Genomic DNA, 26061 nt, shown 5'->3' with positions numbered 1-26061 from the left:
AAAGCTATTTGAATAAAACGTAAAAAGGCGAAGCATCACTGCTTCGCCTTTTTTATATCTAGTCATTCGTTAAATCAAACCAGTAACTAATCACACTTAGATTAAACACATGATTCGTTTAAGATTAGATACCGTATTGTGCACGGTAAGCCTTAACAGACTCAAGGTGTTGTTGCATCTCTGGTAATGTTTCAAGGTAAGTTACCACATCCGCTAATTTAACAATTGAAATCACTTTTGCATCGTAGTCACGTTCCACTTCTTGAATCGCTGATAACTCAGCTTTACCTTTCTCTTGGCGATCTAAAGCGATTAAGACACCAGCTAGCTGTGCTTGATGCGCATTAATAATGTCCATTGATTCTCGAATCGCAGTACCTGCAGTGATCACATCATCCACCAGCATAATTTTGCCTTCTAAATCAGATCCAACCAAGCTGCCACCCTCACCGTGCGTTTTTGCTTCTTTGCGGTTGAAGCAGTAAGGAACATCAAGATCATAATCATTAGACAATGCTACCGCTGTAGTTGTAGCAATTGGAATACCTTTATAAGCAGGGCCAAATAGTAAATCATAGTCGATACCTGAGTCCTGTAATGCAGCTGCATAAAAACGACCTAATCGAGCTAAGTCTCTGCCAGTATTAAACAGGCCAGCATTAAAGAAATAAGGACTAATACGCCCAGATTTTAGGGTGAATTCACCAAACTTCAACACCTGTTTTTCAATTGCAAACTCAATAAACTCTTTTTGATAAGCTTTCATTTTTTACTCCATCTCCAATGCTTTTTTCTGCTCGATAATTAACTGGGTAATACTGCTATTGGCTAATGCCAACATTGCTAGTAATTGTGGGTGGCTAAACTCGCCTTGTTCAGCCGTTCCTTGAATTTCAATCATACCGCCTTGCTCTGTCATCACAATATTCATATCGGTTTGTGCTTTTGAGTCTTCCGCGTAGTCTAAATCACAGATTGCAGTATCTTGGTAAATGCCGACAGAAATAGCGGCGATCATCTGTTTTAATGGACTTTTCTTTAGTTTGCCCTTAGCAACCATCCAATTCAGTGCATCAGCCAAGGCAATACAGGCTCCGGTAATAGCTGCGGTACGTGTTCCTCCGTCTGCTTGGATAACATCGCAATCGACAGTAATGGTATATTCACCTAATGCTTTTAGATTGACTGCTGCACGTAAAGAACGAGCAATCAAACGTTGAATCTCTAAGGTGCGGCCATCTTGTTTGCCTTTTATCACTTCGCGTTGATTACGCGCATGGGTGGCACGTGGTAGCATCGCATATTCAGCTGTTATCCAACCTTTTCCTTTGCCTCTTAAAAAGCGAGGTACAGAGTTAGCAACACTGGCATTACATAACACTTTAGTTTTACCAACTTCTATTAATACAGAGCCTTCGGCATGATCGGTATAATGTCGAGTGATGGTAATGTCGCGATGTTGTTCGGGAGAACGGTGGCTAGGACGCATAAAAAGCGGGCCTTATGAGTAAATAAGCGCAGATTATACCGATTATCTCAGCAGGTGCAAAACACCTTAAAGAACAAGCAATAGAAGAGACTCACAGAGAAGTGATTGCATCAAAACACCCCTTACTACTCATAAAGAGCTTATGTAGAATGCTTGCTATTGATCGCTATTTTTTGTAAATGACTAGTTTCCCTTTTCCTTTATCTTGAGCTTGATATAAAGCTTGCTCAGCACGGCGACTCAACTCATCTTCTAAGTAGTCGCCATTAGATACCATGCAAGCAGCACCAATACTCACTGTAATCGAATCAGGTTGACTCATCCCTTTAAACGAGAAACTCCAGCTGTTGACCATGTAAAAGATTTCCGCCGTAAGTGCTTTAACGCCTTCCTCGGAAGTATCTGGCAATAGAACAGCAAAGGTATCCTGTTCAAGTCTCGCTAGCAGATCCGCTGGACGTTGAATAACATTATTTAACCGTTGAGCTAGCTCAATTAAGCATTGGTCCCCTGCACTGCGACCATGCTGTTCATTAATCAACTTTGTATTATCAACATCAATTAACAATAACGAGATATTTTCGCCTGAACGCCTACTTCTCACCCACTCTTTTTTAAAAAACTCATTAAAATAAGCCTGATTTGGTAAGCTCGTTAAATAATCACGCATAGCTAATTTTTCTAGATGGGTATTTTTTTTCTGTAACTTTACATACTTCATTTTATTAGAAAACAATAGTAGTAATAACAAGAAAATAATAAGAGACATTCCGATAACAGCAATTAAATACCCCTGCACACTGGTTTTTCTTTCATATAATGCAGGTAACCATTTATTTAAAATTTCTTGTTTCTTTTGTAGGCTAATCGATTCAATAACTTTATTAAAAATACTTAATAGAGGTAAATTACCTTTTTCAACTGCGAGTGCAAATGAGTAATCACTTTCAAATTGGTCCACTATTTTTAAATTAGGATAACCATGTTGAATCTGATTAACCATTACAGGTAAGACATCAATAAAGCCATAAATATCACCATCACTAACTGCATCTAACCCCTCTTTTAAAGTGCGAAATTCATGAAATTGAGTATCCGAGTACCTTTCACTTAACAGCTCACGATATGAACCATCTTTTAACATCCCCAACGGTTTATGCAGTACTTGCTGCAATTTATAGGGATGGTTATCTTCTTCTGTTATTAATGCTAATGGGAAAGTCACATAATCTGGCGTAAAAGATAAAAACTCCTTACGACTGGGCGTATTTTTAATCGTCGGCGTAAAGTCACAGGTCCCATCTTTTAATGCCTGCAATGTTTCAGCCCAGGTTGAGGTTTCTAATAGTTCAATCGGGCTGCTAATGCGCTGTGCAAATAAGCGTACAAACTCTGCGGAAATACCGATATGTTTACCATGACGAATCGCTTCTATTGGAAGCCAATCTGGGTCGACACACATAATTAATGCACCATGCTTGTCTAAATAGTTTTGTTGTCTAGAAGATAAAATAGGCAGGCGGTCTTGATAGTTTACTGCGTAAGAAGATTTACCAAAGCTGATTTGTGATTTCCACTTTTGATGCAATTTATCGATGTCTTGTTTATTCAGCGACAACAAACCTTTATCGAGAATGTCACGTAATATTAAATTACCCTTCTGCACCCCCATAAACTTTGGCAAATAATGAAAAATTTTATGGTCTATTAATGCAGTGTTGACTAAATTTTGAAGTAAAGAGCGTTCTACATAATAATTAATAGCGTCATAAGAGTCTAAGACACCATTCACTTTCTCTTCTACCAACAACTGAATAGCTTCTTCTGTTGTATTGGTAACCATTAAATGAATATCAGGATAATATTTACGGAGAAGCTCTTCATAGTAAAAGTCTTTTATCACAGCAATTGATTGTATATCGCTTAAATCATTTAAAAAAACTTCACCAGAACGGGTAAGTAAACCATCTACTGAACTTAAGGTTTGATAATGGGTGAAGGTAGTAAATTTTTGTCTTTCGGGGGTAATTTTCATATTAGAGATAACATCTATCTCTTTGTTTTTGAGTTTTTCTAAATATTCACTCCACTCATAACCAACAACAAATTCAATGTTTAAACCTGCTCTTTCTGCAACCAGTCGAATCAAATCATTGTTATAACCCGATGCTTTGCCATTTTCGATATAATTAAAAGGGTGCCATGAAGCTGCAGTGTGAACTTTAATAATTGGATGATCTTTAATATATTGCTTCTCTTGATCAGTAAATTCTACATCCACTTTCTCTAGCTGTGCAAAAGCATTATGAGCAAAAGCCAGTGTCATAAATACAATATTAATCATTGTTATTAAAGCAGGGGGCAAAGACAGCCGCATGAATATTAACCTTTTATTTTAGATCAAAGGATTCTAACAAATGTCATTAAGTAACATAACAATTAAAAAATAAAAATAAAATACAACGAAGCTAATGTGACTTGAGTAACATCTCGCACATCAATATGGGCCAAATTATCATATTTATCAGGTAATTATGGATATAAAAAGTGAAACAAGAAGTATTTAAGAGAGGTATAACAAGTTTAAAATCACGATAAAACAACCAAAAATTAGAGGTTTATTAATTGTCTTATCATGAGTTTATTTTATTTTTTTATTAACTGTTCCGCTTGCACTAAGTAAGCTAACTGAGAAAATAAAGCGAGCTATTAGTCTTTGTATTAGAATCCGTATAAGAGCGTCATAGTCGTTTCAGTGTCAGTGCTTTTAACATCTTCAAGTGGTTTATTATCATAACGAACCACAACAGCAAATTTCATGGCTAATGAACCTACTAGATTAGCTGAGATCGATGTTTCTGAACGGCCATCCAGCTTACTCCCCCAATCCGCAACAAACTTTTGTTGAAACTTAGCAGAATCACCAATTTTAGTTTGGAAATCAACAACGATATGCGCAACAGCGCTTGCATCGTAATCTTCGCCTTCAGTTTCCGCTGAATCATCATCATATTTTTGGTAAACATAACCAGGACCTGCTTCAGCAGTTAATGACATGCGTTTCGTATCAATAAAACGGTAACCATAACCAGCAGATGTACTAGATGAGTAGTCATAACCTGAGAACGGGTCGATCTCATAGTTAGTATTAGCAAATAGATAACTTAAATCATCAATTTGATAGTCACCTTGCACTTCGAAGTAATAACGTTTTGCTGTTACTTCATCTTCATCTTTTTTGTAGGTACCATCAAAAGAGTAAGTATTTTCCCAATCAGACAGTTCTTGTTTTATCTCTAAAGCAGCTTTAAATGAAGAGGTATCAGTGTTACCTGTTGTGACTGTTGCTCCTAACTCGGCTTCACCACCAATCGTTGCGTCACCTTCAACAAATTCGCTTTTTTCATCAGCGGCATAAGCACTTAATGGTAATGCTAATGCAATAGCCGTTGTAAATAGTATTTTTTTCATACTGTTCGTCCTTTCGTTTTTATTGTTATAAATTTACTCTGTACTTATACCCATTACAGTAATTAATAGATCAATTTTTTACCTCAGTAAAAACTGACTTAATTTCATGTAATTGGTCGCCCTCACCACCCTATTCAAATAATACAGATGATCTAAAAGTTATCCTCATATCGAGCTTGCTTCAGATAACTCTCCATCTATTTCATATTCTCACCATAAACAAAAGCCCTTATAGGCTTTCGCCTAAGGGCTTGAATAGAGAGTCATTAAATGAATTTTCAGCGAGTTCCTTACCTGTGTACATTAAGTGTGAGCCTAATCACTTATAAAAGTTCACACATTATTAATGAAAAGTAATATTTATTTTGGTGCAGTATTTAACTGTTCAACACTTGAAATAGCGACTTCAGGCGTTAGTGATAGAGGAGCTTCCTCACTAAACTTTTTGCCTTTGACTTGAACAATTATTTGTTGAGCGGCGCTTTTATCAAAAAATAAGCGGGTATAATATTCCTGTACTTGTTTTAAGGTTACAGATTGTAACAGTTCGATATGCTGTGATTTTGTATCGATTTTATCTTTGTTACTCATCCACTCACCAATCAGATAAGAAAATTCTGTACTTAGATTGCTTGGTTTTGCTAAATAGTTAGCAATATGCGCTTTCTTTATCTCTTCAAACTCACTTTCAGTGGTATTCGCTAATACCGTTTTAAAACTCTCTAAAAATGCTTGAAAACGCCCATATAAAGCCGCGCTTCCAATGGTTGGACTTTGTGTGAACAAACCAAAACCAACGCTCTTATCGACTTCAATACTGGCTGTGAAAGGAGAGTAAGTTAATTGCTCTTGGGTACGAATTTGATCGTAAAAAGCAGGTTTTAATAACTTATTCAATAATTCTGCTTTTGCTTGTGAGGTAGGATCTTGGTCGGCCATCAGATACACACTAGCTAATGCATCATCTTCTAATTCTGATTGACGAACAAAATTTAACGCACCTTGTTCTGGATCGGCATGTAATCGCTGGACGGTATAAAATGCATTCGGTTGAATCTTCACCTTCACTTTTAATTGCGCAGTTAATTGCAATACATCAACAGCAGAAAAGTTACCTAGGGCCAATAGTCTTACACTTGATTGGGATAGTATTTGTTTAATTAGTTGTTTTAGGTCATCCGCAGTCACGGGCTCAACCGCTTTTAGTAATGTTTCATTTGACCAAGAGGGAGAACGCACCACTTTTCTAAAGCCATCTAACCCTAAGTCCATCGCTTTCATTTTAGATTGATTCTTGAGCCTGCGTATTAGCTCTTGTTTAGCTAAGGTTAACGATTGTTGATCAATTTCCATGCTGTCTAAATAACTCAACAACGTCAGTAATAACTCTCCCTGCTTGTCACTATAGCCACTGGTACTGATCAATAGTCCGTCGTTACTGCTAATAGAAAACCCAAGCCCGGCTTCTTGGGTAACAAAACTTAACTCTGCTAATTGTTTTTGTAATACATCTAACAATAGATTTATTTTGATACGTGCAGCAGGACTTCGATCATTCAAATCATTATTCAATTGTAACTTATAAGCTCCTTTAGGCTGGTTTAATTGGCTTTGTTTGATCCAAACCGATAATCCAGACTCTTTAACCAGAGAAATAGCCTGCTTACTTTTCTCCTCTTGAACTAAAGACAGATCTTCAGGTAACCATTCATTACGCACAGGCAGAGTCATTTGCAATTGAATATTCTGAGCAGACCTCAACCATTGCTGTAGGCGAGATGATTTTATTTTATGCTGCGCATACTGTCCTTTATAAAAGGGAATATTTTTATTCACAGATGCATCTGGGGAGACAACAAATACACGGCTATTCTCGGGTGTTAAATATGTTATTAGTTGAGCTATTAATTTAGGTTTAAAACCATCTAAACGAAATGAATAGGACAATAGATCCTGTAAAGGATATTTCTGCATATTTGCAGATAATGACATCACATATTGAAAACTGGCTTGTTTCGGTAAGAACTGGAAATAGTTATCTAAACTTTTTTTCTGCTCTGAATATTGTAACTGATTAATGCCTTTATCTTTAATCAACTGAATGTAAGCAAATAGGCTCGCCAGTACCGTATCTTGCTGAGTTAAACCTTTACTAGTGAGTTTAAAGGTCATACTAAACTGAGAATACTGTTCGCTTTGTGCAGCATAAAACCCCGCAGAAACTGATTCAGCTAAACCTTGTTTTTGCAGATAATCAGATAAGCCTCCTTTATGATCAGATCCTAATAAACGACTAATATAACCACCCGGTTGATACATATATTCATCTTTCACGCTTGGGATTAAAAAATTCACTTGCAGCAATTTCAGATCAACCGTTGGTTTCATCTGTATTTCTAAAGCTAATTGTTGATCAGTGACTAATGGAGTCATGATCTCTGGAGTGGTGGCATTATTATTAGGAATTTGTGTTAAAAATTTTGCAGCAATAGTTTGCATGTCTTTGATTGGGCGAGGGCTAATCAAAGCGACCTTCATGTTATTTGCTGAGTAATGCGCTCTAAAAAAAGCAGTTAATTCTTCTTGCAAGTTACTATTAGGTTTATCTACTAATGTCTCTAAATTACCAGTGCTGAAACGTGCCATGGGATGTTCTGGGTTTAGTGAATAACGCTGAAGGGCATATAATTTACGCATATCATTATCAACATAGGTCTCATTTTCAGCATTCACTGTATGGCGCTCTTTTTCGGCATACTGCTCATCTAAAAGAGGCTCACTCATTACATCACCCAACCTATCTAAGGCTTCACCAAATGCACTATCATTCACTTCAAATCCGTATACAGTCACATCTTGTGCAGTATAAGCATTAGTATACCCACCATTTTGACTCATGAATTTACTATATTCATTAATCACAGGATAACGCTTAGAACCTAGGAATAGCATATGCTCTAAATAATGTGCTAAACCAAGCTGTGAATCTGGGTTATGCATACTACCGATTGGCACAGATAAAGAAGCAGCACTATTTTTTAAATCAGGGTCGGAAATAAGCAGAACCTCCAATTGGTTCGCTAAACGGATCACTTGATATTCGCGCTTATCATTAGGGCTTTGGATAATGGAGTTGTTAATCACTTCAATATTTTTCATAGTAGACTCAGGAGAGGAATTAGTAGCCGCATAAACGGAAGCAGAAAGCGTTAAAGACAGGCAATAAAATAGTAGACAAATAGGCTTAACTGGCATCATTTAATGAGCTCTTTTAATTATATTATGGAAGCAAATGGTTGAGACAGTGGACTATGCAACAAGTTAAAGCAAAATAAAAGTCTTCTCACGATGAATAAGAGTTTTAAGAACTCAACTACCCAATAATTATTATTTTCTGTTTACACGCTTATTATTTGTATTATTATTAAACTATAATAAGATGCTACCGATATACTGTATAAGCACGCCTTACCCAACCAATGGTATACATATAATGTTACTTTTTATGACAAGATTTTGGCCCCCAAAAAGCAAGTATCAATATGCAAAAAAGCAAACTGGCTTTACACTTATTGAATTATTAATCGTTATAGCCGTTGTCGCTATTTTAGCGCAAATTGGGTTTGCTTCATATGTCACAGCAGTGCAAAAAAGTTATCGTTACGAAGTACAACAATCAATGGTTGAGTTAAGTCAACAATTAGAACGTTACTACTCTCGTAATGGCGATTATTCAGGTTCAAGCGCAACGGCTAGTGACTTCAGTACTGACTATTATACGGTAAGCTTTAGTGAATTAGAGGATGATGAGTACACCATCTCAGCGGTGCCTATTTCAAGCACTAGCCAATCTAGTGATAGTTGTGGCACTTTAACCTTTGATTATCTTGGTAACAAAACGCCAAGCACTTCTGGATGCTGGAAATGATAATGACCAAACAACATGGTTTCACACTGATTGAACTTATGGTCACCGTCGCGATTGTTATTATTTTATCCATAATCGCCATTCCCAGTTGGACCGCTTTAATCCGTGATAATAGTATTTCCGTTGCGGTTAACCAAGTGCAAAGTATTTACCAATTAACACGCTCTGAAGCATTAAAACGTAATGAAGAAGTGACCTTAACTTCATCAAACAACCGTTTAACTTGGACATTAACAAATCAGGTGTCGGGAGCGGATAGCACCATTAAAACCATTACCCTAGCTACAGATCAAGTCTCTATTGTTCCCTCCGCTGGTAGTGCTAGTGAAGTATCCATTGCCGTACAAAAAACGGGTTTTGCAGAAAATGAGCAACTCGCTTTTACTTGGGAAGATGAATATCGTTGTTTATCCATTTATAGCAGTGGCCAAACTCAGATCAGCACAGATAGTGGAGACTGTAATTAATGCAAGATTCCTTTAGTCGTGTCACACATAATGGTAAACAAAAAAGCAAACAGAGCGGCTTTACTTTAATTGAACTACTGATTGCCATCCTAATTGCTGCTTTATCCGTTTTAGGCTTGGCTTATACACAAAATAAAAGCCTGCAATATGCACGAAGCAGTAGCCAGTATACGCGAGCAAGTATTGAGGCAAGCAATACAGTAGAACAGATTTGGAATTCACTTTGTGAGTTAAAAGATGGCTCTGAAGCGCTCGATGATTTAACCTTAGCAGATGGATTTACTCGTACTTTTGATCCAACTACCTTTGATATTACCAATACATTAAAAATCACCATAGACTGGGGTGATCAGCGTTTAACTGATGTAGAAGATGAAGTATCCGTGCAAGCTGTTTTTCCAGATATCTGTCCATAGGTGAATAAAATGAAACCACTATATAAGACAAAAGAAACTGGATTTAGTTTAACTGAATTAATGATTGCAATGGCTTTGTCATTGTTGATTGTATTAGGCATAGCAACGGTATTCTCAAGCTTAAAAGAAACCTCAACTTACTCGCAGCAATTAGAAAACACACAAGAAGTACTGCGTTTTAGTAATTCAATTTTTAGCCGAGCAATACACCGAGCAGATGAAATGGATGATAAATCCTATACTGGTAGTGATGGTAATACTTACAAGCAATTAGATTTAACTTTTAATCTAGACAATTTAGATACAGGCGAAACTTATACCAGCTGTTTAGGTAATGGCATGAGTAGCCAATATTATGAAAGCTATCGCCTGACTGATGGACAATTAATGTGTGCAGAATATACAACAGCGGGTTTAGATGATGCCAGCAAAAGCTTTACTGCTATTGGTACTAATATTGATACATTAAGCTTTGCAACTACCGATAATTTACTAACTATCACTATTACACCAGCTGATGAAACTGATTCAATACAAATGATGTTTGCACAACGCCAAGCCATTTTAGGCTTGAATGAATAGTTTAGGGAATGAACATGAACACCACTAACACTCAACCTAAAGAGAACCAAGGTTTTGCATTAATTACCGTATTAGTGATCTCATTTCTCGGTAGCTTAATTGTGTTCGACACCATCCAAGAAAACCTCAATCAAGAGCGTATGGCGGGTAATTATACCAAAGAACTTAATGCCCGGTTACAAGCTGAAAATGGGCTTGCTGAAGCTTACAATATGCTCAGCACAGACAGTAGCCTATCGACCGATGATATGATGACTCAATTGAACAGTGCACAAAATAGTTCTGGTGGTTATTACCACAATATTGATGCTTGGTTAGATAGTGATATCAGAGAAATAAATAGCTCAGGTTTTCACTACGATGGCACATATGCAATGCGCGGATCATTTTCATTAACTTCCTCTTCAGGAAACTCAGTCTTTACTGGCGCAATTACTACCTGTGATGGCGCAACATTAGGAGGCAGTGGCACCATTGATAGCTATGATTCAAGCGAAGGTGCTTATGACTCCAGTAATCCAGGTAATAATGGTGATGTTTCAGTATTAAACGAAGATGCTAGTGGCTTAACTTTAAGTGGCAGCTCACCTATTGATGGAAGTGTGTCGATTAATGGCGACTTAACCATGTCGGGATCAGCTTCTATTTCAGGTGATGCACATGTATCAGGTAATATTGATTTAGGCAGCTCAGGATCTATTGATGGAAACGCACAGGCGACCGGTAATGTCACCAACTCCTACTCTTCAACAACAATGGATAGTATTAGCGCCAACGGCGATGTCACCATACGAAACAGTTTTGATAACCCGATTTCATATAGTGGTGAATTAAATTATCCTAGTTATGGCAGTGTTAGTAATGCAACCTATTATGATACAAACCAAGTTAGTGACGTTGGTACTGAAACCTGCGACATATTAGATTTAGCCAGTGAATTTGCCAACACAACGGATGGTGTAGGTAGTTTAGGAAGTGTCTCTCCAACCGCTTACTCTTTTTCCTATTGGCCTTACACTGACTATGTATTTACCGATACAGGACTAGAGTCATATAACAAAAGCAGTGGCACCACAGATAGCTTTGATACAGAAACAGCAACTATCGACTTTTTAGGTGAAGCAACAGAAGTCTATGTGATGAGCATTGATAGCTTTCAAAGTGGTAATACAATCACTATCGAAAGCGGTAATAATGTCACTATCTATTTAAGTGGGGATACCTCTATTGAAGATAAAATTTATGTGGAAGATGGCGCAACGCTAACCATTATCACCGAAGGTACTTTTACAACAACAGCTGATGGTGGTGTATATGCTTTAGATAGTGATGGTAATACAGCTACTTCGGCAGTAAATAGTGATGGTGAAAATTCATTTATTCTATACTCAGGGTATGACTCTGACGGCGATAATAGTGATTATGGTGTTACCTTGTCTGGCTCAACGGATATGTTTTTAACCGCTTATGCACCCGATGCGGCAATCAAAGTTACAGCAAGTGGTGATATCTATGGCTCTTTACGTAGTGATTATCTAAAGGTAACTGGCGGTGCAGGCGTTCACTTTGATGAACAAATCACCAGTACGAATATAGGCAGCTCAGGCTCTAGCTCATCAACACCAGAAATCACACGTTGGTTTTAAATAAAATCACACTCCTATCGAATTTACCCATAGTATTCTAATCTTTAATGCTATGGGTTTATCACTAGCCAAGCATTCACTTTCAGCGAATTAAACCTGCAACCAAAATGTCGTAGGTCCATCATTAGTTGAAGTCACTTGCATATCTGCCGCAAAAATCCCATTTTCAACATGGCAACCTAGCTGCTCACATTGCTTACTGAAATACTCATACAGGCGTTTCGCTTCAGCAGGATCTGCGCTATTGCTAAAACCAGGACGATTCCCTTTTTTAGTCTCAGCGACCAAGGTGAATTGAGAAATAACTAACAAGTCACCATTAGCTTGTTTGACATTGAGGTTCATTTTGTCATTATCATCGGCAAAAATACGGTAAGCTAATACTTTTTCAGCCAAACGTTTAGCCTGACTCTCTGTATCACCCTTCTCCACGCCTAATAATACCAATAAACCACCATCAATCTGCCCTACTACAGCATTATCAACAGATACAGATGCATTATTAACACGTTGTATCATGGCTATCATGAGGCTTCCTCAAGCTCATCGAGCTCGGTTTCTTCAGGATAAAAGAACTCATCTAAGGTAGATGTCACCTCCGCACCTATTAATACAATTAACCAACTAAAGTAGATCCAAACAAACATAATAGGGATAACCGCTAAAGCGCCATAAATAATTTGTTGAGATGGGAAGTTGGTAATGTATAAGCTGAATAAGTCAGTCGCTAAATTAAACATTAACGCAGCAACAAAACCGCCAATAACAGCACAACGAAGTGTGACACGTTGATGTGGTACTAAAGTATAAACCCCTGCAAAAGCTAACCATGAGAACAGAAAAGGCATAAAACTTAGCAGCTGCTGCCCTACTGACAAGAAACCATCAGTTTGCACAATAGAAAAGAGGTAAGAACTTAATGCAATGCTACCACCGATAATAATTGGGCCTAAGCTCAAAATAGTCCAGTAGATGGTAAATGCGTGAATAGTTGAGCGTTTTCTATTACAACGCCAAATACGATTCAAGGTTTGATCGATCGTTGAGATCAATAGCAGAGCAATTACTACCAATGAAGCTATCCCGACCATACTCATCTGTTTGGTGTTTTCAATAAAACCAGTCATGTGCTCTTTAACGGCATCACCTGCTGTGGGCACAAAACTGTTATAGATCAGATCTTCGATAATGCTGTTTAACTCAGAAAACATGGGAAAAGCCGAGAGCATATAAAAAACCACAGCAAGACAAGGGACGATCGACAATAAAGTCACGTAAGCAAGGTGGCCTGCGGGTACTTTGATATTATCTTCTTTACTGCGTTTGAAGAGAAAAATGCCATAGCCATAGAGCGCTTTCATTTTTCCTATTAATATTTGCTGGTCTAGTTGAAACATAATACTCCTCAGCATCATCAATGAATGTTAGCCATTAAATGGCTAGCACTAAATTTAACATAAAAAAAAGGCCTTACAATCGTAAGGCCTCATAGTAACAAGTTAAGCGTTTATGTAAACGAATTAACCTTTAGCTGGACGAGCAGCACGTTTACGTTCGTTCTCTGTAAGTAGTTTCTTACGAATACGAATGCTTTCAGGTGTTACTTCTACTAATTCATCAACATCAATAAACTCTAACGCTTGCTCAAGTGTTAGTTTGATTTCTGGTGACAACGTTTGTGCTTCATCTGTTCCTGATGCACGTACGTTAGTAAGTTGCTTACCTTTCACACAGTTTACTGTTAAATCGTTAGCACGGTTATGAATACCGATAATTTGACCTTCATATACTTCAGTACCGTGACCTAAGAATAGGCGACCACGATCTTGTAAGAAGAATAATGAGTAAGTAACCGCTTTACCTGCTTGATTTGAGATCAATACACCATTTTGACGTTGACCAATAGTACCGCCTTTATGAGGACCGTAGTGATCAAAGCTATGGTATAGAAGACCAGAACCAGAAGTGATTGTCATAAACTCAGTTTGGAAACCGATTAAACCACGACTTGGAATCATAAAGTCTAAACGAACACGTCCTTTACCATCTGGAATCATATTAGTTAGTTCCGCTTTACGGATACCTAATTGTTCCATGATAGAACCTTGATGCTCTTCTTCACAGTCAATTGTCAATGTTTCCATTGGCTCATGTAACTGGCCGTCAATCACCTTTTCGATAACTTCAGGACGAGATACTGCTAGCTCATAACCTTCACGACGCATGTTCTCGATTAAGATACCTAAATGTAGTTCACCACGTCCTGATACTTTAAATTTATCAGGATCTTCTGTTTCTTCTACTTTAAGTGCTACGTTATGTACTAGCTCTTTGTGTAGACGATCTAAGATATTACGTGAAGTAACGTATTTACCTTCTTTACCACAGAATGGAGATGTATTTACTTGGAATGTCATTGTTACCGTTGGTTCATCAACTGTTAACGGTGGTAATGCTTCAACGTTTGTTTGAGCACAGATAGTGTCAGAAATTTTAAGCTCGCCTAAACCACTGATTGCAATAATGTCACCCGCTTCTGCGACTTCAACATCATGACGCTCAAGACCTAAGTAACCTAATACTTGGCCAACTTTACCTTTACGTTCTTTACCGTCAGCACCAACAATAGTAACTTGTTGATTAACTTTAACGTTACCACGTGTAATACGGCCAACACCGATTACACCAACGTAAGAGTTGTAATCAAGTTGAGAAATTTGCATTTGGAAATCGCCTTCGCGATCCGCTTCAGGTGGCGCAACAGTATCAACGATAGTTTGGAATAAATCTTCCATGTCATCTTTTTGCTCGTCCATCTCAATACTTGCCCAACCGTTTAATGCAGAAGCATAAACAACTTGAAAGTCTAACTGGTCATCAGTTGCACCCAAGTTATCGAACAAATCAAATACTTGATCCATTACCCACTCAGGACGTGCACCAGGCTTATCAATTTTGTTAATAACAACAATTGGCTTAAGGCCATGTGCGAATGCTTTTTGTGTTACGAAGCGAGTTTGTGGCATTGGACCATCAACCGCATCAACAATAAGACAAACACTATCTACCATAGATAGAATACGCTCTACTTCACCACCGAAATCAGCATGTCCAGGTGTATCTACGATATTGATATGGTAATCATTCCATACAATTGCAGTGTTTTTTGCAAGGATGGTAATACCACGTTCTTTTTCAAGATCGTTAGAGTCCATTACACGTTCTTCAGAACCACCGCGTGAATCTAATGTACCAGACTGCTCTAACAGTTTATCAACCAATGTTGTTTTACCATGGTCAACGTGAGCAATGATGGCAATATTTCTTAATTTATCTAACGACATGATGCGCCTCAAAAATAACTTACTATTAAAAATACCAATTAGATAAAAGTAGACGGATCTACTTTTATTTAATTGGTATAAAAAGAATTAGGCAATAAAAGCACAGGAAGTGTTCTAGCCAAATGTGCGCACATTGTAAACATAATTTCAAAAATAGAAAGTTTTAAGTCTGTCACAGATAGTTAAAATGGATAAAACACCGAAATAAAGCAGCGTAATTATCACACTAAAACACCAATGCACCAAATAAGTGCACAAACGCACCAAATAAGTTCAAAAAAGCGCTAAATCACCCTTTTTTATGGTGCCAACCGTCAAGCTTGATGGGGACAATCGAGTTGGCATATTTTAAGCAACATGATATATATAAGTTTAGAAAGTCGATAAATTCTTATTTCTTTATCAAGAAATATAATTTTCAATTCATAACATTTCCGATGTCAAATGAGGTTCTACAACATGTCTGTACAAACAATCCAAGACGTTTTAGCTTTAATCCAAGAGCAAGATGTAAAATTCGTTGATTTACGCTTTACTGATACTCATGGTAAAGAGCAACACGTATCGATCCCACACCATCAAGTAACGGAAGACTTCTTCGAAGAAGGTAAGATGTTTGATGGTTCTTCAATTGCAGGTTGGAAAGGCATTCAAGACTCTGACATGGTGCTAATGCCAGTACCTTCAACAGCGGTACTAGACCCATTTACAGACGATGTAACACTTAATTTACGTTGTGACGTATTAGAACCAAAAACCATGCAAGGCTACGACCGCGACCCTCGTTCAGTTGCTAAGCGTGCTGAAGCATACATGCGCTCTACAGGTATTGCAGACACAGTATTATTTGGCCCAGAACCAGAATTTTTCCTATTTGATGACGTGAAATACGGTAACAGTATTGCTGGTGCTTTCTACTCAATCGATGCAAAAGAAGCAGCATGGAACTCAGGTACATCTTATGAAGACGGTAACACAGGTCACCGCCCGGGCATCAAAGGTGGTTACTTCCCTGTAGCACCTGTTGATTCTTCACAAAATACACGTTCAGCTATGTGTTTAATCATGGAAGAGATGGGCTTAGTAGTTGAAGCTCACCACCATGAAGTAGCAACGGCGGGTCAGAATGAGATCGCTTGTCGCTTTAACACTATGGTTGAAAAAGCCGATGAGATTCAAATCTACAAGTACGTTGTACATAACGTGGCACACGCATACGGCCAAACAGCAACGTTTATGCCTAAGCCATTAGTTGGCGATAACGGTTCTGGTAACCACTGTCACCAATCATTAGGTAAAGATGGCGTTAACTTATTCTCTGGAGATGGTTACGGCGGCTTATCCGAATTAGCGCTTTACTACATTGGCGGTATCATTAAGCATGCGAAAGCAATTAATGCATTTACTAATGCATCAACTAACTCTTACAAACGTCTTATCCCAGGCTTTGAAGCACCAGTAATGTTAGCTTACTCAGCAGGTAACCGTTCTGCATCTATCCGTATTCCAATCGTACCAACAGCACGTGCAGCACGTATTGAAGTACGTTTCCCAGACCCAACAATGAACCCTTACCTAGGTTTTTCTGCGATGTTAATGGCTGGCCTTGACGGTATTAAAAACAAAATCCACCCTGGCGACTCTTTAGATAAAGATTTATACGACCTACCAAAAGAAGAAGCTGATGCAATCCCGCAAGTAGCGGTTTCTTTCGAAGAAGCACTAGCAGCACTAGATGCTGACCGTGACTTCTTGACGGAAGGCGGCGTGTTCTCAAACGAAGCAATTGATGCATTTATTGAGCTAAAAACTGCTGAATGTGAAGCTGTTTCACAAGCAACACATCCAAAAGAGTTTGACCTATACTACAGCGTATAATCCTTCTCTCTTTTTAAATTTAAAAGGACTGCTTCTTGCGGTCCTTTTTTGTTTTCATCTACAAATATCCCTGTAAAAACAAAACTGGCTTACTTCTTGCTAAATTCTTGTTATCTAGTTGTCATAACTTCATATTTTAGTATCTAATAATAGTTATCACAAATAACAATAGCGCTATTAATATCAGCAAGGAGCATTACATGAGTGGAAACCAAGTCCGCCTACAAGCAATTGAACAAATTACTAACCGTGCACCAAAAGAGGTCGCTCAAACTGAGCCACTAAATCAAATCTGGGCTACTGATGTTTTTAATCTAGCTAAGATGGAAGAAGCGGTATCAAAAAATGCATTTAAAGCGATCAAGAAAACAGTTCAAACAGGTGTCGCTTTAGATAAAGCAACAGCTGATATTATTGCTGCAGCAATGAAAGACTGGGCGCTATCTAAAGGTGCTAAGTTCTTCTCTCATGTTTTCTACCCAATGACTAACATTACTGCTGAAAAACATGATGCATTCATCCTGACTAACTCTGAAGGTAATGCAATTAACGAATTTACAGGTAGCCTATTAATTAAAGGTGAACCAGATGGTTCTTCTTTCCCTAACGGTAGCCTACGTATGACTAACGCTGCACGTGGTTATACTGCATGGGATCCAACAAGCCCTGCTTATATCCAACAAACAGCGAATGGCGCAACATTAATGATTCCAAGTGTATTCATGTCTTGGACTGGTGAAGCACTAGATAAAAAAATCCCGCTATTACGCTCTAATTCAGCAATGGATACAGCAGCACAAAAAGTACTTAAATTAATGGGCGAGACAGAAGTTGCTACATTAAACTCAAGCTGTGGTCCAGAGCAAGAGTACTTCTTAGTTGATGAAAACTTTGCTAATGCACGTCCAGACTTACTATTAGCTGGCCGTACTTTATTTGGTGCAGCACCAGCTAAAGGTCAACAATTTGATGATCACTACTTCGGTGCAATTCCTGCACGTGTTCAAGTGTTCATGCAAGATTTTGAAGACAAACTATACAAGCTAGGTATCCCAGCTAAAACTCACCATAACGAAGTTGCTCCAGGGCAATTTGAAATTGCTCCTTACTACGGTGCAGCAAACGTAGGTGCAGACCAACAACAATTGTTAATGACAATGATGAAGCAAACGGCTAAAGAGCACGGCTTCCTATGTCTATTGCATGAAAAACCATTCGCAGGCGTAAATGGTTCAGGTAAACATGTTAACTGGTCTGTTGGTAACAGCACACAAGGTAACTTACTTGATCCAGGTAAAACACCACATAAAAACCTACAGTTCCTATTATTCTGTGGTGCGGTAATTCGTGGTGTACACAAATACGGTCCATTATTACGTGCAGTTATCGCTTCTGCTGGTAATGACCATCGTTTAGGTGCTAATGAAGCGCCACCAGCAATCCTTTCTGTTTACCTAGGTGACCAGTTAGAAAAAGTATTTGATGAAATCAAAACAGGTAAATTAACAACTTGTACTCAAGGCGGCGAGATGGACCTAGGTCTTTCGCAAATTCTTAACTTTGACCGTGATCCAGGTGACCGTAACCGTACGTCTCCATTTGCATTCACAGGTAACCGTTTTGAGTTCCGTGCTGTAGGTTCTGAGCAATCTGTATCAGGCCCATTAGTTGCAATGAACACAATGCTTGCTGATTCATTAAACTGGATTGCAGAAAAACTAGAAGCTGCTTTAAAAACTGAAGATCAAACAGCCGCAGTTATTACTGTACTGAAAGAGTTAATGGAACTACACGGCAACGCTGTATTCGGTGGTGACGGTTACTCAGAGGAATGGCATAAAGCCGCAGTTGAAGAACGTGGTCTTAAAAATATCCCAACAACGGCAGATGCTTTACCTGCATTCAAATCACAAGAAGTGATTGATCTATTCCAAAACACGGGTGTACTAACACCGGTTGAACTAGAAAGCCGTTACGAAGTTTATGCTGAACAATACAATCTAGCGATTGAAGTTGAAGCTAAATTAGTAAGTGATATTGCTAAAACTAAAATCTACCCAGCAGCAATTGCTTACTTATCAGAGCTAAGCCTAGCTGCTACATCAACACAAGACTTAGGTATTGAATTAGATTCAAGCATTACTAAGCAAGTTGCTGAACATGTAAATGGTCTATTAGCTGCAATCACTAAGATTGATACTGAAGTTGCTAAGCATGATTTTGCTGATGCAGAAGCACATATGCGCCATAGTGCAGACGTTCTTTGTCCTCTTATGGGTGAAGCACGTGAGCACGCTGATGCACTTGAGCTACTTGTTGCTGATGAGTTATGGCCATTGCCTAAATACTCTGAAATGTTATTTATTAAATAATAGTAACAAAGCCGAATCAGGAGTGGGCTGTTGCTCACTCCTTTTATTTTAACGTTTTCATATAAAAACTAAGCAAAATTATCAATAGAAAATGCAGACCACTGTTACATTGAATAACCTCATTATATGAGCAAAGGTTAACATTTATAGAATAACCTCGTTTACAGTAAATTTTTTTATTGTCTTAATCCTTTAGCTATTCGACAATCAAGTATTTACTATTAAGGTTTAGATTATGAAATTAACTACATTTTTAACATTATTACTTTGCACCTATTCCACGCTTTCCTTTGCTGAAACAAAAATATACCGTTGGGTGGACAGCCAAGGCAAAACACATTTTGCAGATACCGCTCCTCCAGGAACACCACAAATAACAGTTGAAAATAAAAACCTTGTTTCCAATCAAGACCCTATTGATACTCGCACAGTAAATCCTGCCAAAAAAAATAAACAAGAAACAGGTAAAGATAAAAAAGCAGCAGTTCAATACCAGGCCGAAATTGTTTATCCACAAGATGATACTGCTATTCGCAGCAATGAAGGCACATTGGAAATTAATGTCAAAACAACACCAGAAAAAGAAAGCACACAGTTGCTACAATTATATTTAGATGGACAAGCATTAGGATCTCCACAAATGTCACCAACCATCAGAGCACTCAATGTCGACCGAGGCACACACCAAGTACAAGCACACTTACTTGATGAAGATGGAAAAGTACTAGCAAAAACACAAATTGTTACGATTCATTTACAACGTATATCCATTAAGTAGATTGCCAATATATGCAAAAAGAACCTAGTCTCGATCTTATCTCTACCTTTCTTGAAGAAGCAAAAACAGCATTTGTAGCTTTAGATTCTTCATTAACTCTGATCTATGCAAATCCAGCTAGTGAGCAATTGCTATCGCAAAGTAAACAGCGATTATATGGTCAGACCTTAAAAGCTATCGCCGAGCAATTTCACTTTTCACCGGAGTCGATAGAAAACCTATTATTAGAAGAATCTTCATTTACTGAAAACGAAACAACACTGTTAATTGATGGCAGCCCGCTACTTATCGATTTAAGTGCGAGTTATATTGACACTAAAGCCACACCATACATACTGATAGAAATGCGTTGTATCGAACAACAGAAACGCATTAGCCAAGTACATTATCAAGAGCATCAACAAAAAGCAGCGCAAGAGCTAGTACGTGGTTTAGCACATGAAATTAAGAACCCATTAGGGGGTTTACGTGGTGCAGCACAATTATTAGAAGCAGAGCTGCCTAACCCAGATCTTAAAGAATTCACGCAAATCATCATTGAGCAAGCAGATCGACTCAGTGCACTAGTAAACAGATTACTAGGCCCACAAAAACCGGGCGCTAAAAGTATCCATAATATTCATTCGGTATTAGAAAAAGTACGTAAACTAGTGAGCTTCAATGTCCCAGATAATATTACTCTGAATATTGATTACGATCCGAGTATTCCAGATTTTGAAATGCAACCCGATCAACTACAGCAAGCATTTTTGAATATAGTGCAAAACGCGGTACAAGCATTGCAGGACCTGCCAGAAAATCATTCCATTACTTTACGTACACGCACTGCGCATCAAGTAACCATTAATGGTTTACCACAGCGTTTAGCGACAGAGATAAAAATAACAGATACAGGGCCTGGTATTCCAATGCACCTCCGTAGCACTCTTTTTTATCCGATGGTCACTGGACGTAAAGACGGCACAGGTTTAGGGTTATCCATTGCCCAAGAATTAATCAAGCAACATCATGGACGAATTGAATTTAAAAGTAGTAAAGGCAAAACAGAATTCTCTGTGTTTTTACCAATTTAACGTTAAATATAATAATAAAAAATAAGGAGCTATAATGGCCGCTTGGATTGTAGATGATGACCACGCCATTCGCTGGGTATTAGAACGCACATTAAAAGCAGAAAATATTGAACATGCTAGCTTCCCTGATGCAGAATGTTTATGGCAACAACTGCTGATTGAACAACCAGAGATTATTATTTCTGACGTGCGTATGCCTGGCATAGATGGCTTAGAGTTGATGCAAAAAATACATCAACGTTACCCGCTGATACCGATCATTATTATGACCGCACATTCAGACTTAGACAGTGCTGTAAATGCTTATCAAAGTGGTGCCTTTGAGTACTTACCTAAACCCTTTGATATCCATGAAGCAACAGATCTAATCAAACGTGCGCTTAACCATAGTAAAGAGCTGAAACAGCAAAGAAAGCCTAATACACAGCCTATTGCTACACCAGAAATCATTGGTGAAGCGCCAGCGATGCAAGAAGTTTTCCGTGTAATTGGACGTTTATCTCGTTCAAGTATGAGTGTATTAATTAACGGTCAATCAGGCACTGGTAAAGAGTTGGTTGCACAAGCTTTACATAAACATAGCCCTCGAAAGAATGAAACCTTCATCGCCTTAAATATGGCAGCGATCCCAAAAGAGCTGATCGAAGCTGAATTATTTGGACATGAAAAAGGTGCTTTTACAGGTGCTGCAGCTAATCGCCAAGGTCGTTTCGAACAGGCTGATGGTGGCACACTATTCTTAGATGAAATTGGAGATATGCCATTGGATGTGCAAACACGTCTATTGCGTGTATTAGCCGATGGACAGTTTTATCGTGTTGGTGGGCATCAAGCTATTAAAGTAGATGTACGTATTATTGCAGCAACTCATCAAAACCTTGAGAAAAAAGTACAAAGTGGCGATTTTCGAGAAGATCTCTTCCACCGTTTAAATGTTATCCGCTTACAGTTACCTGCGTTAAAAGAGCGTCGTGAAGATATTGCTTTATTAGCCAACCACTTTTTACAAAACATAGCCAACGAGCTAACTGTAGAAAGTAAGCAACTGACAAAAGCAACGATTAACTATTTAAGTGACTTGCCTTGGCCGGGTAATGTTCGTCAATTAGAAAACATATGTCGATGGTTAACGGTGATGGCTAGTGGTCAGGAAGTGCATATTAGTGACCTACCTCCAGAGTTAAGTGAGCAGGAAGTACCTCAACAAGAAGGCGAGCCAGTTATTTGGCAAGAAAGCTTAAAGAAATGGGCTGATGCACAACTAAAAAATGGTGAAAGTAATATTTTAGGGCAACTATTACCTGAGTTTGAAAAAATAATGCTACAAAGTGCATTAAAACATACTCAAGGTAAAAAGCATGAAGCTGCTAAATTACTAGGCTGGGGAAGAAATACTCTGACTCGTAAACTAAAAGAACTTAATTTATCTGATTAAGCTTTAGAAATATTAACACCTAGTTTATTAACCCTAAGCTAGGTGTTTTTTTACTAATCTCTCCCTCCAATTTACACTTGAGCATAAACCGGTTTATCACCTAACCAACGTTCCACCAGCGGTTTAATGTATTCAGGGTGAGACTGAATGATAGTTAATGCCAACTGCTGTACTTGTGGAATTAATAGCTGATCTCTTAACAGATCGGCAATCTTCATATCCGCGACACCCGTTTGTTTTGTGCCTAATACTTCACCGGGGCCTCGAATCGCTAAATCTTGCTCTGCGATATAAAAACCATCATTGCTTTCTCTCAGTACATTAAGGCGCTTTAAGGCTGTTTTAGACAAAGGATATTTATACAGCAACACACAATGGCTAGCCACCTCTCCACGCCCTACACGGCCTCGTAATTGATGTAACTGTGCTAAACCAAGGCGTTCTGGATTTTCAATGATCATTAAGCTGGAATTAGGTACATCTACACCAACCTCAATAACAGTGGTTGCCACCAACAGATCAAGTTCACCCGCTTTAAATGCATCCATCACATACTGTTTTTCAGCAGCCTTCATTCGCCCATGTACTAAACCAATGTGTAAGTCAGTTAAGGCTAGCTGTAATTCATTTGCAGTATCTTCAGCAGCCTGACATTCCAGCGCCTCAGACTCTTCAATCAGCGTACATACCCAATAAGCTTGGCGTCCCTCATTTTTACAGGCTTGATAAACTCGCTGAATAATCTCATCACGTCTGGAATCAGCAAGCGCAACGGTTTGAATAGGCGTTCTTCCTGGTGGTAGCTCATCAATCACAGAGACACTTAAATCCGCATAGGCGGTCATTGCTAAAGTACGAGGGATCGGCGTTGCCGTCATGGTTAATTGATGAGGTACCAAGCCATTATTAATCCCCTTTTCACGTAGTGATAAGCGCTGATCAACACCAAAACGATGTTGCTCATCGACTATGATTAGTGCTAGGTTATGAAACTTTACATTATCGGAAAATAAAGCGTGTGTGCCCACCACCATTTGTGATAACCCTAGCGTAATATTCTCAGTTTGGTCACGTTTCTCTTTTACCTTCATTTTACCTGACAGCATACCAACTCTAATATCCAATGGTTCAAACCAACCTTGGAAGTTCAGTAAATGTTGTTCAGCTAATAATTCAGTAGGTGCCATTAATGCAACTTGATAACCGGCTTCAATGGCGGTTAATGCCGCTAATGCAGCCACTAACGTTTTACCTGACCCAACATCACCTTGTACTAAGCGCATCATCGGCACACTTTTTATCAGATCTTGCTGAATTTCATGATTAACTCGTTGCTGAGCACCGGTCGGTGTAAAAGGTAAATTGGCAAGTAATTTATTCGATAATGCACCTGTGGCGCTCAATGCTGGCGCTTGATGCTGTTGCGCTTGGCTGCGCAGCACCAACATACTAATTTGTTGAGCTAATAATTCCTCAATAATTAATCGTTGTTGAGCAGGATGAGAACGATCTTCTAATTGTTCAATGCTCGCCGATGGAGGTGGTCTATGGATCGTCATTAGCGCATCAAATAGACTAATTGGATGGGTTAATAAGGCGGTAGGAATTAACTCTTCAACTTGGTTTTGTTGTAGGTGCTGCAACGCTTGTTCAGTTAATTGGCGTAAGCTATTTTGCTTTAACCCTTCGGTTGTTGGATAAATCGGTGTTAATGCTTCTGCCATGGAAACAGTAGTATTTTCACTCACCAAGGAATAATCGGGATGAGTGACCTCTAACCCTTGATAACCTCGCTTAAACTCTCCAAAACACTGGATCCATTGCCCTTCTTTAAAACTGTTTTTTTGCCCTGCGTTAAAGTGAAAAAAATTAAGTGTGGCAATGCCTTCACCATCGCTTATTTTACACTTTAAGATACGACGTTTCCCAAACTGAACTTGGCAACTGACTACCTCACCTTGCACACTCACTTGCATCCCATCTTTGATCGCTTTAATAGGGTAAATTCGAGTGCGATCTTGATAATGTAAAGGTAAATGAAATAACATATCCTCAACTGAGTTTAAGCCTATTTTACTCAATCTTTCAGCTACTTTTGCACCAACACCCTTTAGTGCTGATAGAGGAATTTTATTTAATTTCATTTTGAATCCTAGCAACTTATAAGCTTAATAATCTATACGTAAACTTATAATAGTTTAGACTGAACCAACATTAACGATAATGTAATACATAAACTTTGTGGTATGCATCTTTTATTTAAGGGAATAAGTATGCGTTTTATTTTTTTTATCTTCATAACAACATGGAATGTTTTTGCATTGGCTGAAACAGAGCCACTCGTAGAGCCTATTGAAGATGATGTTACCTTGTTACCAGAAACAAATGCCATCGATGAGCGATTAGAAGATGAGGCAATTAGTGAACTGGTTAATTTTTCAATTATACCGCATAAACCTAACTATTTATTACCCTTATCTTTTAACGATAAAATCCAAGATTATGATATATATCAGAATGATGGTAATACGTATCGACGCTTAGAGGTGAAGTTTCAAATTAGTTTCAAAATGCCTTTATTTCATAATATAGGTGATTTGCCTATCTCAGGTTATGTGGCTTATACACAACGGTCATTATGGCAAGCTTATAATACTGCCTCATCATCCCCCTTCCGTGAAACAAACTATGAGCCAGAAGCTTTTTTAATCTGGGATGCCGATAAAAATTTAGGCTCTAGTTGGCGTTTTAAAGCCGCAAGCATTGGCTTTGTGCATCAATCTAATGGCAAGTCAGAACCAAGCTCGCGTAGTTGGAATCGCATTGAGAGTAATCTTATCTTTGATCGCCAAAACCTAGTTATCTCGATCAACCCTTGGTATCGACTAGAAGAAGCAAGCTCAGATGATGATAACCCCGATCTATTAGATTATTACGGTCATGGTAAGGTGATTATTGCCTATAAACATAATGAACATGTGTATTCATTCACTAGCCAAAACAATATAGAAAGTGGCTTTAGTAAAGGCACAGTTGAAGCAGCATGGAGCTTCCCACTCTATGGGAAAGTAAAAGGTTACTTACAAGTAACCTCTGGGTATGGCAACAGCTTGATTGAATATAATGAATATACTAATACCGTTGGTTTAGGTATTTCTATTTCAGACTTGCTCTAAGCTTGT

Annotated in this window: 20 protein-coding genes; 11 read left to right on the top strand and 9 right to left on the bottom strand. The window is 38.3% G+C overall.

Features of this window, described 5'->3' with window-relative positions; genetic code table 11:
- Positions 1-124: 124 nt before the first annotated feature.
- From pyrE to AC0L3W_RS14475, 5 genes are all read right to left on the bottom strand, one after another.
- Positions 125-766, bottom strand: a complete 642-nt coding sequence (gene pyrE, locus AC0L3W_RS14495) for an orotate phosphoribosyltransferase (RefSeq protein WP_290040097.1) — start codon at positions 764-766, stop codon at positions 125-127.
- Between the two features lie 3 nt (positions 767-769).
- A complete protein-coding gene (rph, locus tag AC0L3W_RS14490; protein ID WP_409440217.1) occupies positions 770-1489 on the bottom strand; it encodes a ribonuclease PH in 720 nt (239 codons plus the stop codon).
- 166 nt (positions 1490-1655) lie between these two features.
- Positions 1656-3866: a transporter substrate-binding domain-containing diguanylate cyclase gene (locus tag AC0L3W_RS14485; protein ID WP_409440218.1), complete on the bottom strand. Its 2211-nt coding sequence runs from the start codon at positions 3864-3866 to the stop codon at positions 1656-1658.
- 344 nt (positions 3867-4210) lie between these two features.
- Entirely contained in the window at positions 4211-4960 is a 750-nt protein-coding gene (locus tag AC0L3W_RS14480; RefSeq protein ID WP_290040094.1) for a DUF481 domain-containing protein, read from the bottom strand.
- A gap of 360 nt (positions 4961-5320) precedes the next feature.
- Complete coding sequence (locus AC0L3W_RS14475; protein ID WP_409440219.1) at positions 5321-8218, bottom strand: insulinase family protein; 2898 nt, start codon at positions 8216-8218, stop codon at positions 5321-5323.
- A 247-nt stretch (positions 8219-8465) separates the two neighbouring features.
- On the opposite strand from AC0L3W_RS14475, the gene AC0L3W_RS14470 reads away from it, so the two are divergent.
- From AC0L3W_RS14470 to AC0L3W_RS14450, 5 genes are read left to right on the top strand one after another with little or no spacing between them, the layout of a single operon-like run.
- The gene (locus AC0L3W_RS14470; RefSeq protein WP_409440220.1) at positions 8466-8888 is read left to right on the top strand and encodes a type IV pilin protein; all 423 of its coding nucleotides are present in this window, start codon (positions 8466-8468) and stop codon (positions 8886-8888) included.
- 2 nt (positions 8889-8890) lie between these two features.
- Positions 8891-9355 carry a GspH/FimT family pseudopilin gene (locus tag AC0L3W_RS14465; protein WP_290040091.1) on the top strand — a complete coding sequence of 155 codons (465 nt, stop codon included), beginning with the start codon at positions 8891-8893 and terminating at the stop codon, positions 9353-9355.
- On the top strand, positions 9355-9771 hold the full coding sequence (locus AC0L3W_RS14460; protein ID WP_290040090.1) for a prepilin-type N-terminal cleavage/methylation domain-containing protein: 417 nt from the start codon (positions 9355-9357) through the stop codon (positions 9769-9771). The genes AC0L3W_RS14465 and AC0L3W_RS14460 overlap by 1 nt, the downstream gene beginning before the upstream one ends.
- Before the next feature lie 9 nt (positions 9772-9780).
- Positions 9781-10353 carry a PilW family protein gene (locus tag AC0L3W_RS14455; RefSeq protein ID WP_409440221.1) on the top strand — a complete coding sequence of 191 codons (573 nt, stop codon included), beginning with the start codon at positions 9781-9783 and terminating at the stop codon, positions 10351-10353.
- 14 nt (positions 10354-10367) lie between these two features.
- Complete coding sequence (locus AC0L3W_RS14450) at positions 10368-11999, top strand: DUF7305 domain-containing protein (RefSeq protein ID WP_409440222.1); 1632 nt, start codon at positions 10368-10370, stop codon at positions 11997-11999.
- Positions 12000-12089: 90 nt separating this feature from the next.
- Here the strand turns inward: AC0L3W_RS14450 and dtd are convergent, their stop codons facing one another.
- The 3 genes from dtd to typA all read right to left on the bottom strand — a co-directional run bounded on the left by dtd (position 12090) and on the right by typA (position 15343).
- On the bottom strand, positions 12090-12527 hold the full coding sequence (gene dtd / locus AC0L3W_RS14445; RefSeq protein ID WP_409440223.1) for a D-aminoacyl-tRNA deacylase: 438 nt from the start codon (positions 12525-12527) through the stop codon (positions 12090-12092).
- Positions 12524-13396, bottom strand: a complete 873-nt coding sequence (locus AC0L3W_RS14440) for a virulence factor BrkB family protein (protein WP_290040086.1) — start codon at positions 13394-13396, stop codon at positions 12524-12526. Before AC0L3W_RS14440 ends, dtd begins: the two co-directional genes overlap by 4 nt.
- Before the next feature lie 123 nt (positions 13397-13519).
- The gene (gene typA / locus AC0L3W_RS14435) at positions 13520-15343 is read right to left on the bottom strand and encodes a translational GTPase TypA (RefSeq protein WP_290040085.1); all 1824 of its coding nucleotides are present in this window, start codon (positions 15341-15343) and stop codon (positions 13520-13522) included.
- Between the two features lie 459 nt (positions 15344-15802).
- On the opposite strand from typA, the gene glnA reads away from it, so the two are divergent.
- The 5 genes from glnA (at position 15803) to glnG (ending at position 22879) form a co-directional block, all read left to right on the top strand.
- Complete coding sequence (gene glnA / locus AC0L3W_RS14430; RefSeq protein WP_290040084.1) at positions 15803-17221, top strand: glutamate--ammonia ligase; 1419 nt, start codon at positions 15803-15805, stop codon at positions 17219-17221.
- A 200-nt stretch (positions 17222-17421) separates the two neighbouring features.
- Positions 17422-19593 (top strand): glutamine synthetase III family protein, encoded by a 2172-nt coding sequence (locus AC0L3W_RS14425; protein WP_290040083.1) that lies wholly within the window; start codon positions 17422-17424, stop codon positions 19591-19593.
- A gap of 235 nt (positions 19594-19828) precedes the next feature.
- Positions 19829-20371, top strand: coding sequence for a DUF4124 domain-containing protein (locus AC0L3W_RS14420; RefSeq protein ID WP_409440224.1), 543 nt, complete (start codon positions 19829-19831; stop codon positions 20369-20371).
- A gap of 11 nt (positions 20372-20382) precedes the next feature.
- On the top strand, positions 20383-21444 hold the full coding sequence (gene glnL, locus AC0L3W_RS14415) for a nitrogen regulation protein NR(II) (protein ID WP_409440225.1): 1062 nt from the start codon (positions 20383-20385) through the stop codon (positions 21442-21444).
- Between the two features lie 34 nt (positions 21445-21478).
- Positions 21479-22879, top strand: coding sequence for a nitrogen regulation protein NR(I) (glnG, locus tag AC0L3W_RS14410; RefSeq protein ID WP_290040080.1), 1401 nt, complete (start codon positions 21479-21481; stop codon positions 22877-22879).
- Between the two features lie 71 nt (positions 22880-22950).
- On the opposite strand, the gene recG is transcribed toward glnG, so the two are convergent.
- Positions 22951-25023 carry an ATP-dependent DNA helicase RecG gene (recG, locus tag AC0L3W_RS14405; protein ID WP_409440226.1) on the bottom strand — a complete coding sequence of 691 codons (2073 nt, stop codon included), beginning with the start codon at positions 25021-25023 and terminating at the stop codon, positions 22951-22953.
- A 129-nt stretch (positions 25024-25152) separates the two neighbouring features.
- Between recG and AC0L3W_RS14400 the strand changes: the two genes are divergently transcribed.
- Complete coding sequence (locus tag AC0L3W_RS14400; RefSeq protein ID WP_290040078.1) at positions 25153-26055, top strand: phospholipase A; 903 nt, start codon at positions 25153-25155, stop codon at positions 26053-26055.
- Positions 26056-26061: the final 6 nt, after the last annotated feature.

The sequence above is a fragment of the Psychromonas sp. KJ10-5 genome, assembly GCF_055808325.1.
Note: the sequence above shows the minus strand (reverse complement) of the source record. Positions and strands in the feature narration are given on the sequence as shown.

What these genes read in the sequence shown, in the direction of transcription:
- pyrE (WP_290040097.1), bottom strand. Translation starts at nt 766, where the DNA reads ATGAAAGCTTATCAAAAAGAGTTTATTGAGTTTGCAATTGAAAAACAG.
- rph (WP_409440217.1), bottom strand. Translation starts at nt 1,489, where the DNA reads ATGCGTCCTAGCCACCGTTCTCCCGAACAACATCGCGACATTACCATC.
- AC0L3W_RS14485 (WP_409440218.1), bottom strand. Translation starts at nt 3,866, where the DNA reads ATGCGGCTGTCTTTGCCCCCTGCTTTAATAACAATGATTAATATTGTA.
- AC0L3W_RS14480 (WP_290040094.1), bottom strand. Translation starts at nt 4,960, where the DNA reads ATGAAAAAAATACTATTTACAACGGCTATTGCATTAGCATTACCATTA.
- AC0L3W_RS14475 (WP_409440219.1), bottom strand. Translation starts at nt 8,218, where the DNA reads ATGATGCCAGTTAAGCCTATTTGTCTACTATTTTATTGCCTGTCTTTA.
- AC0L3W_RS14470 (WP_409440220.1), top strand. Translation starts at nt 8,466, where the DNA reads ATGACAAGATTTTGGCCCCCAAAAAGCAAGTATCAATATGCAAAAAAG.
- AC0L3W_RS14465 (WP_290040091.1), top strand. Translation starts at nt 8,891, where the DNA reads ATGACCAAACAACATGGTTTCACACTGATTGAACTTATGGTCACCGTC.
- AC0L3W_RS14460 (WP_290040090.1), top strand. Translation starts at nt 9,355, where the DNA reads ATGCAAGATTCCTTTAGTCGTGTCACACATAATGGTAAACAAAAAAGC.
- AC0L3W_RS14455 (WP_409440221.1), top strand. Translation starts at nt 9,781, where the DNA reads ATGAAACCACTATATAAGACAAAAGAAACTGGATTTAGTTTAACTGAA.
- AC0L3W_RS14450 (WP_409440222.1), top strand. Translation starts at nt 10,368, where the DNA reads ATGAACACCACTAACACTCAACCTAAAGAGAACCAAGGTTTTGCATTA.
- dtd (WP_409440223.1), bottom strand. Translation starts at nt 12,527, where the DNA reads ATGATAGCCATGATACAACGTGTTAATAATGCATCTGTATCTGTTGAT.
- AC0L3W_RS14440 (WP_290040086.1), bottom strand. Translation starts at nt 13,396, where the DNA reads ATGTTTCAACTAGACCAGCAAATATTAATAGGAAAAATGAAAGCGCTC.
- typA (WP_290040085.1), bottom strand. Translation starts at nt 15,343, where the DNA reads ATGTCGTTAGATAAATTAAGAAATATTGCCATCATTGCTCACGTTGAC.
- glnA (WP_290040084.1), top strand. Translation starts at nt 15,803, where the DNA reads ATGTCTGTACAAACAATCCAAGACGTTTTAGCTTTAATCCAAGAGCAA.
- AC0L3W_RS14425 (WP_290040083.1), top strand. Translation starts at nt 17,422, where the DNA reads ATGAGTGGAAACCAAGTCCGCCTACAAGCAATTGAACAAATTACTAAC.
- AC0L3W_RS14420 (WP_409440224.1), top strand. Translation starts at nt 19,829, where the DNA reads ATGAAATTAACTACATTTTTAACATTATTACTTTGCACCTATTCCACG.
- glnL (WP_409440225.1), top strand. Translation starts at nt 20,383, where the DNA reads ATGCAAAAAGAACCTAGTCTCGATCTTATCTCTACCTTTCTTGAAGAA.
- glnG (WP_290040080.1), top strand. Translation starts at nt 21,479, where the DNA reads ATGGCCGCTTGGATTGTAGATGATGACCACGCCATTCGCTGGGTATTA.
- recG (WP_409440226.1), bottom strand. Translation starts at nt 25,023, where the DNA reads ATGAAATTAAATAAAATTCCTCTATCAGCACTAAAGGGTGTTGGTGCA.
- AC0L3W_RS14400 (WP_290040078.1), top strand. Translation starts at nt 25,153, where the DNA reads ATGCGTTTTATTTTTTTTATCTTCATAACAACATGGAATGTTTTTGCA.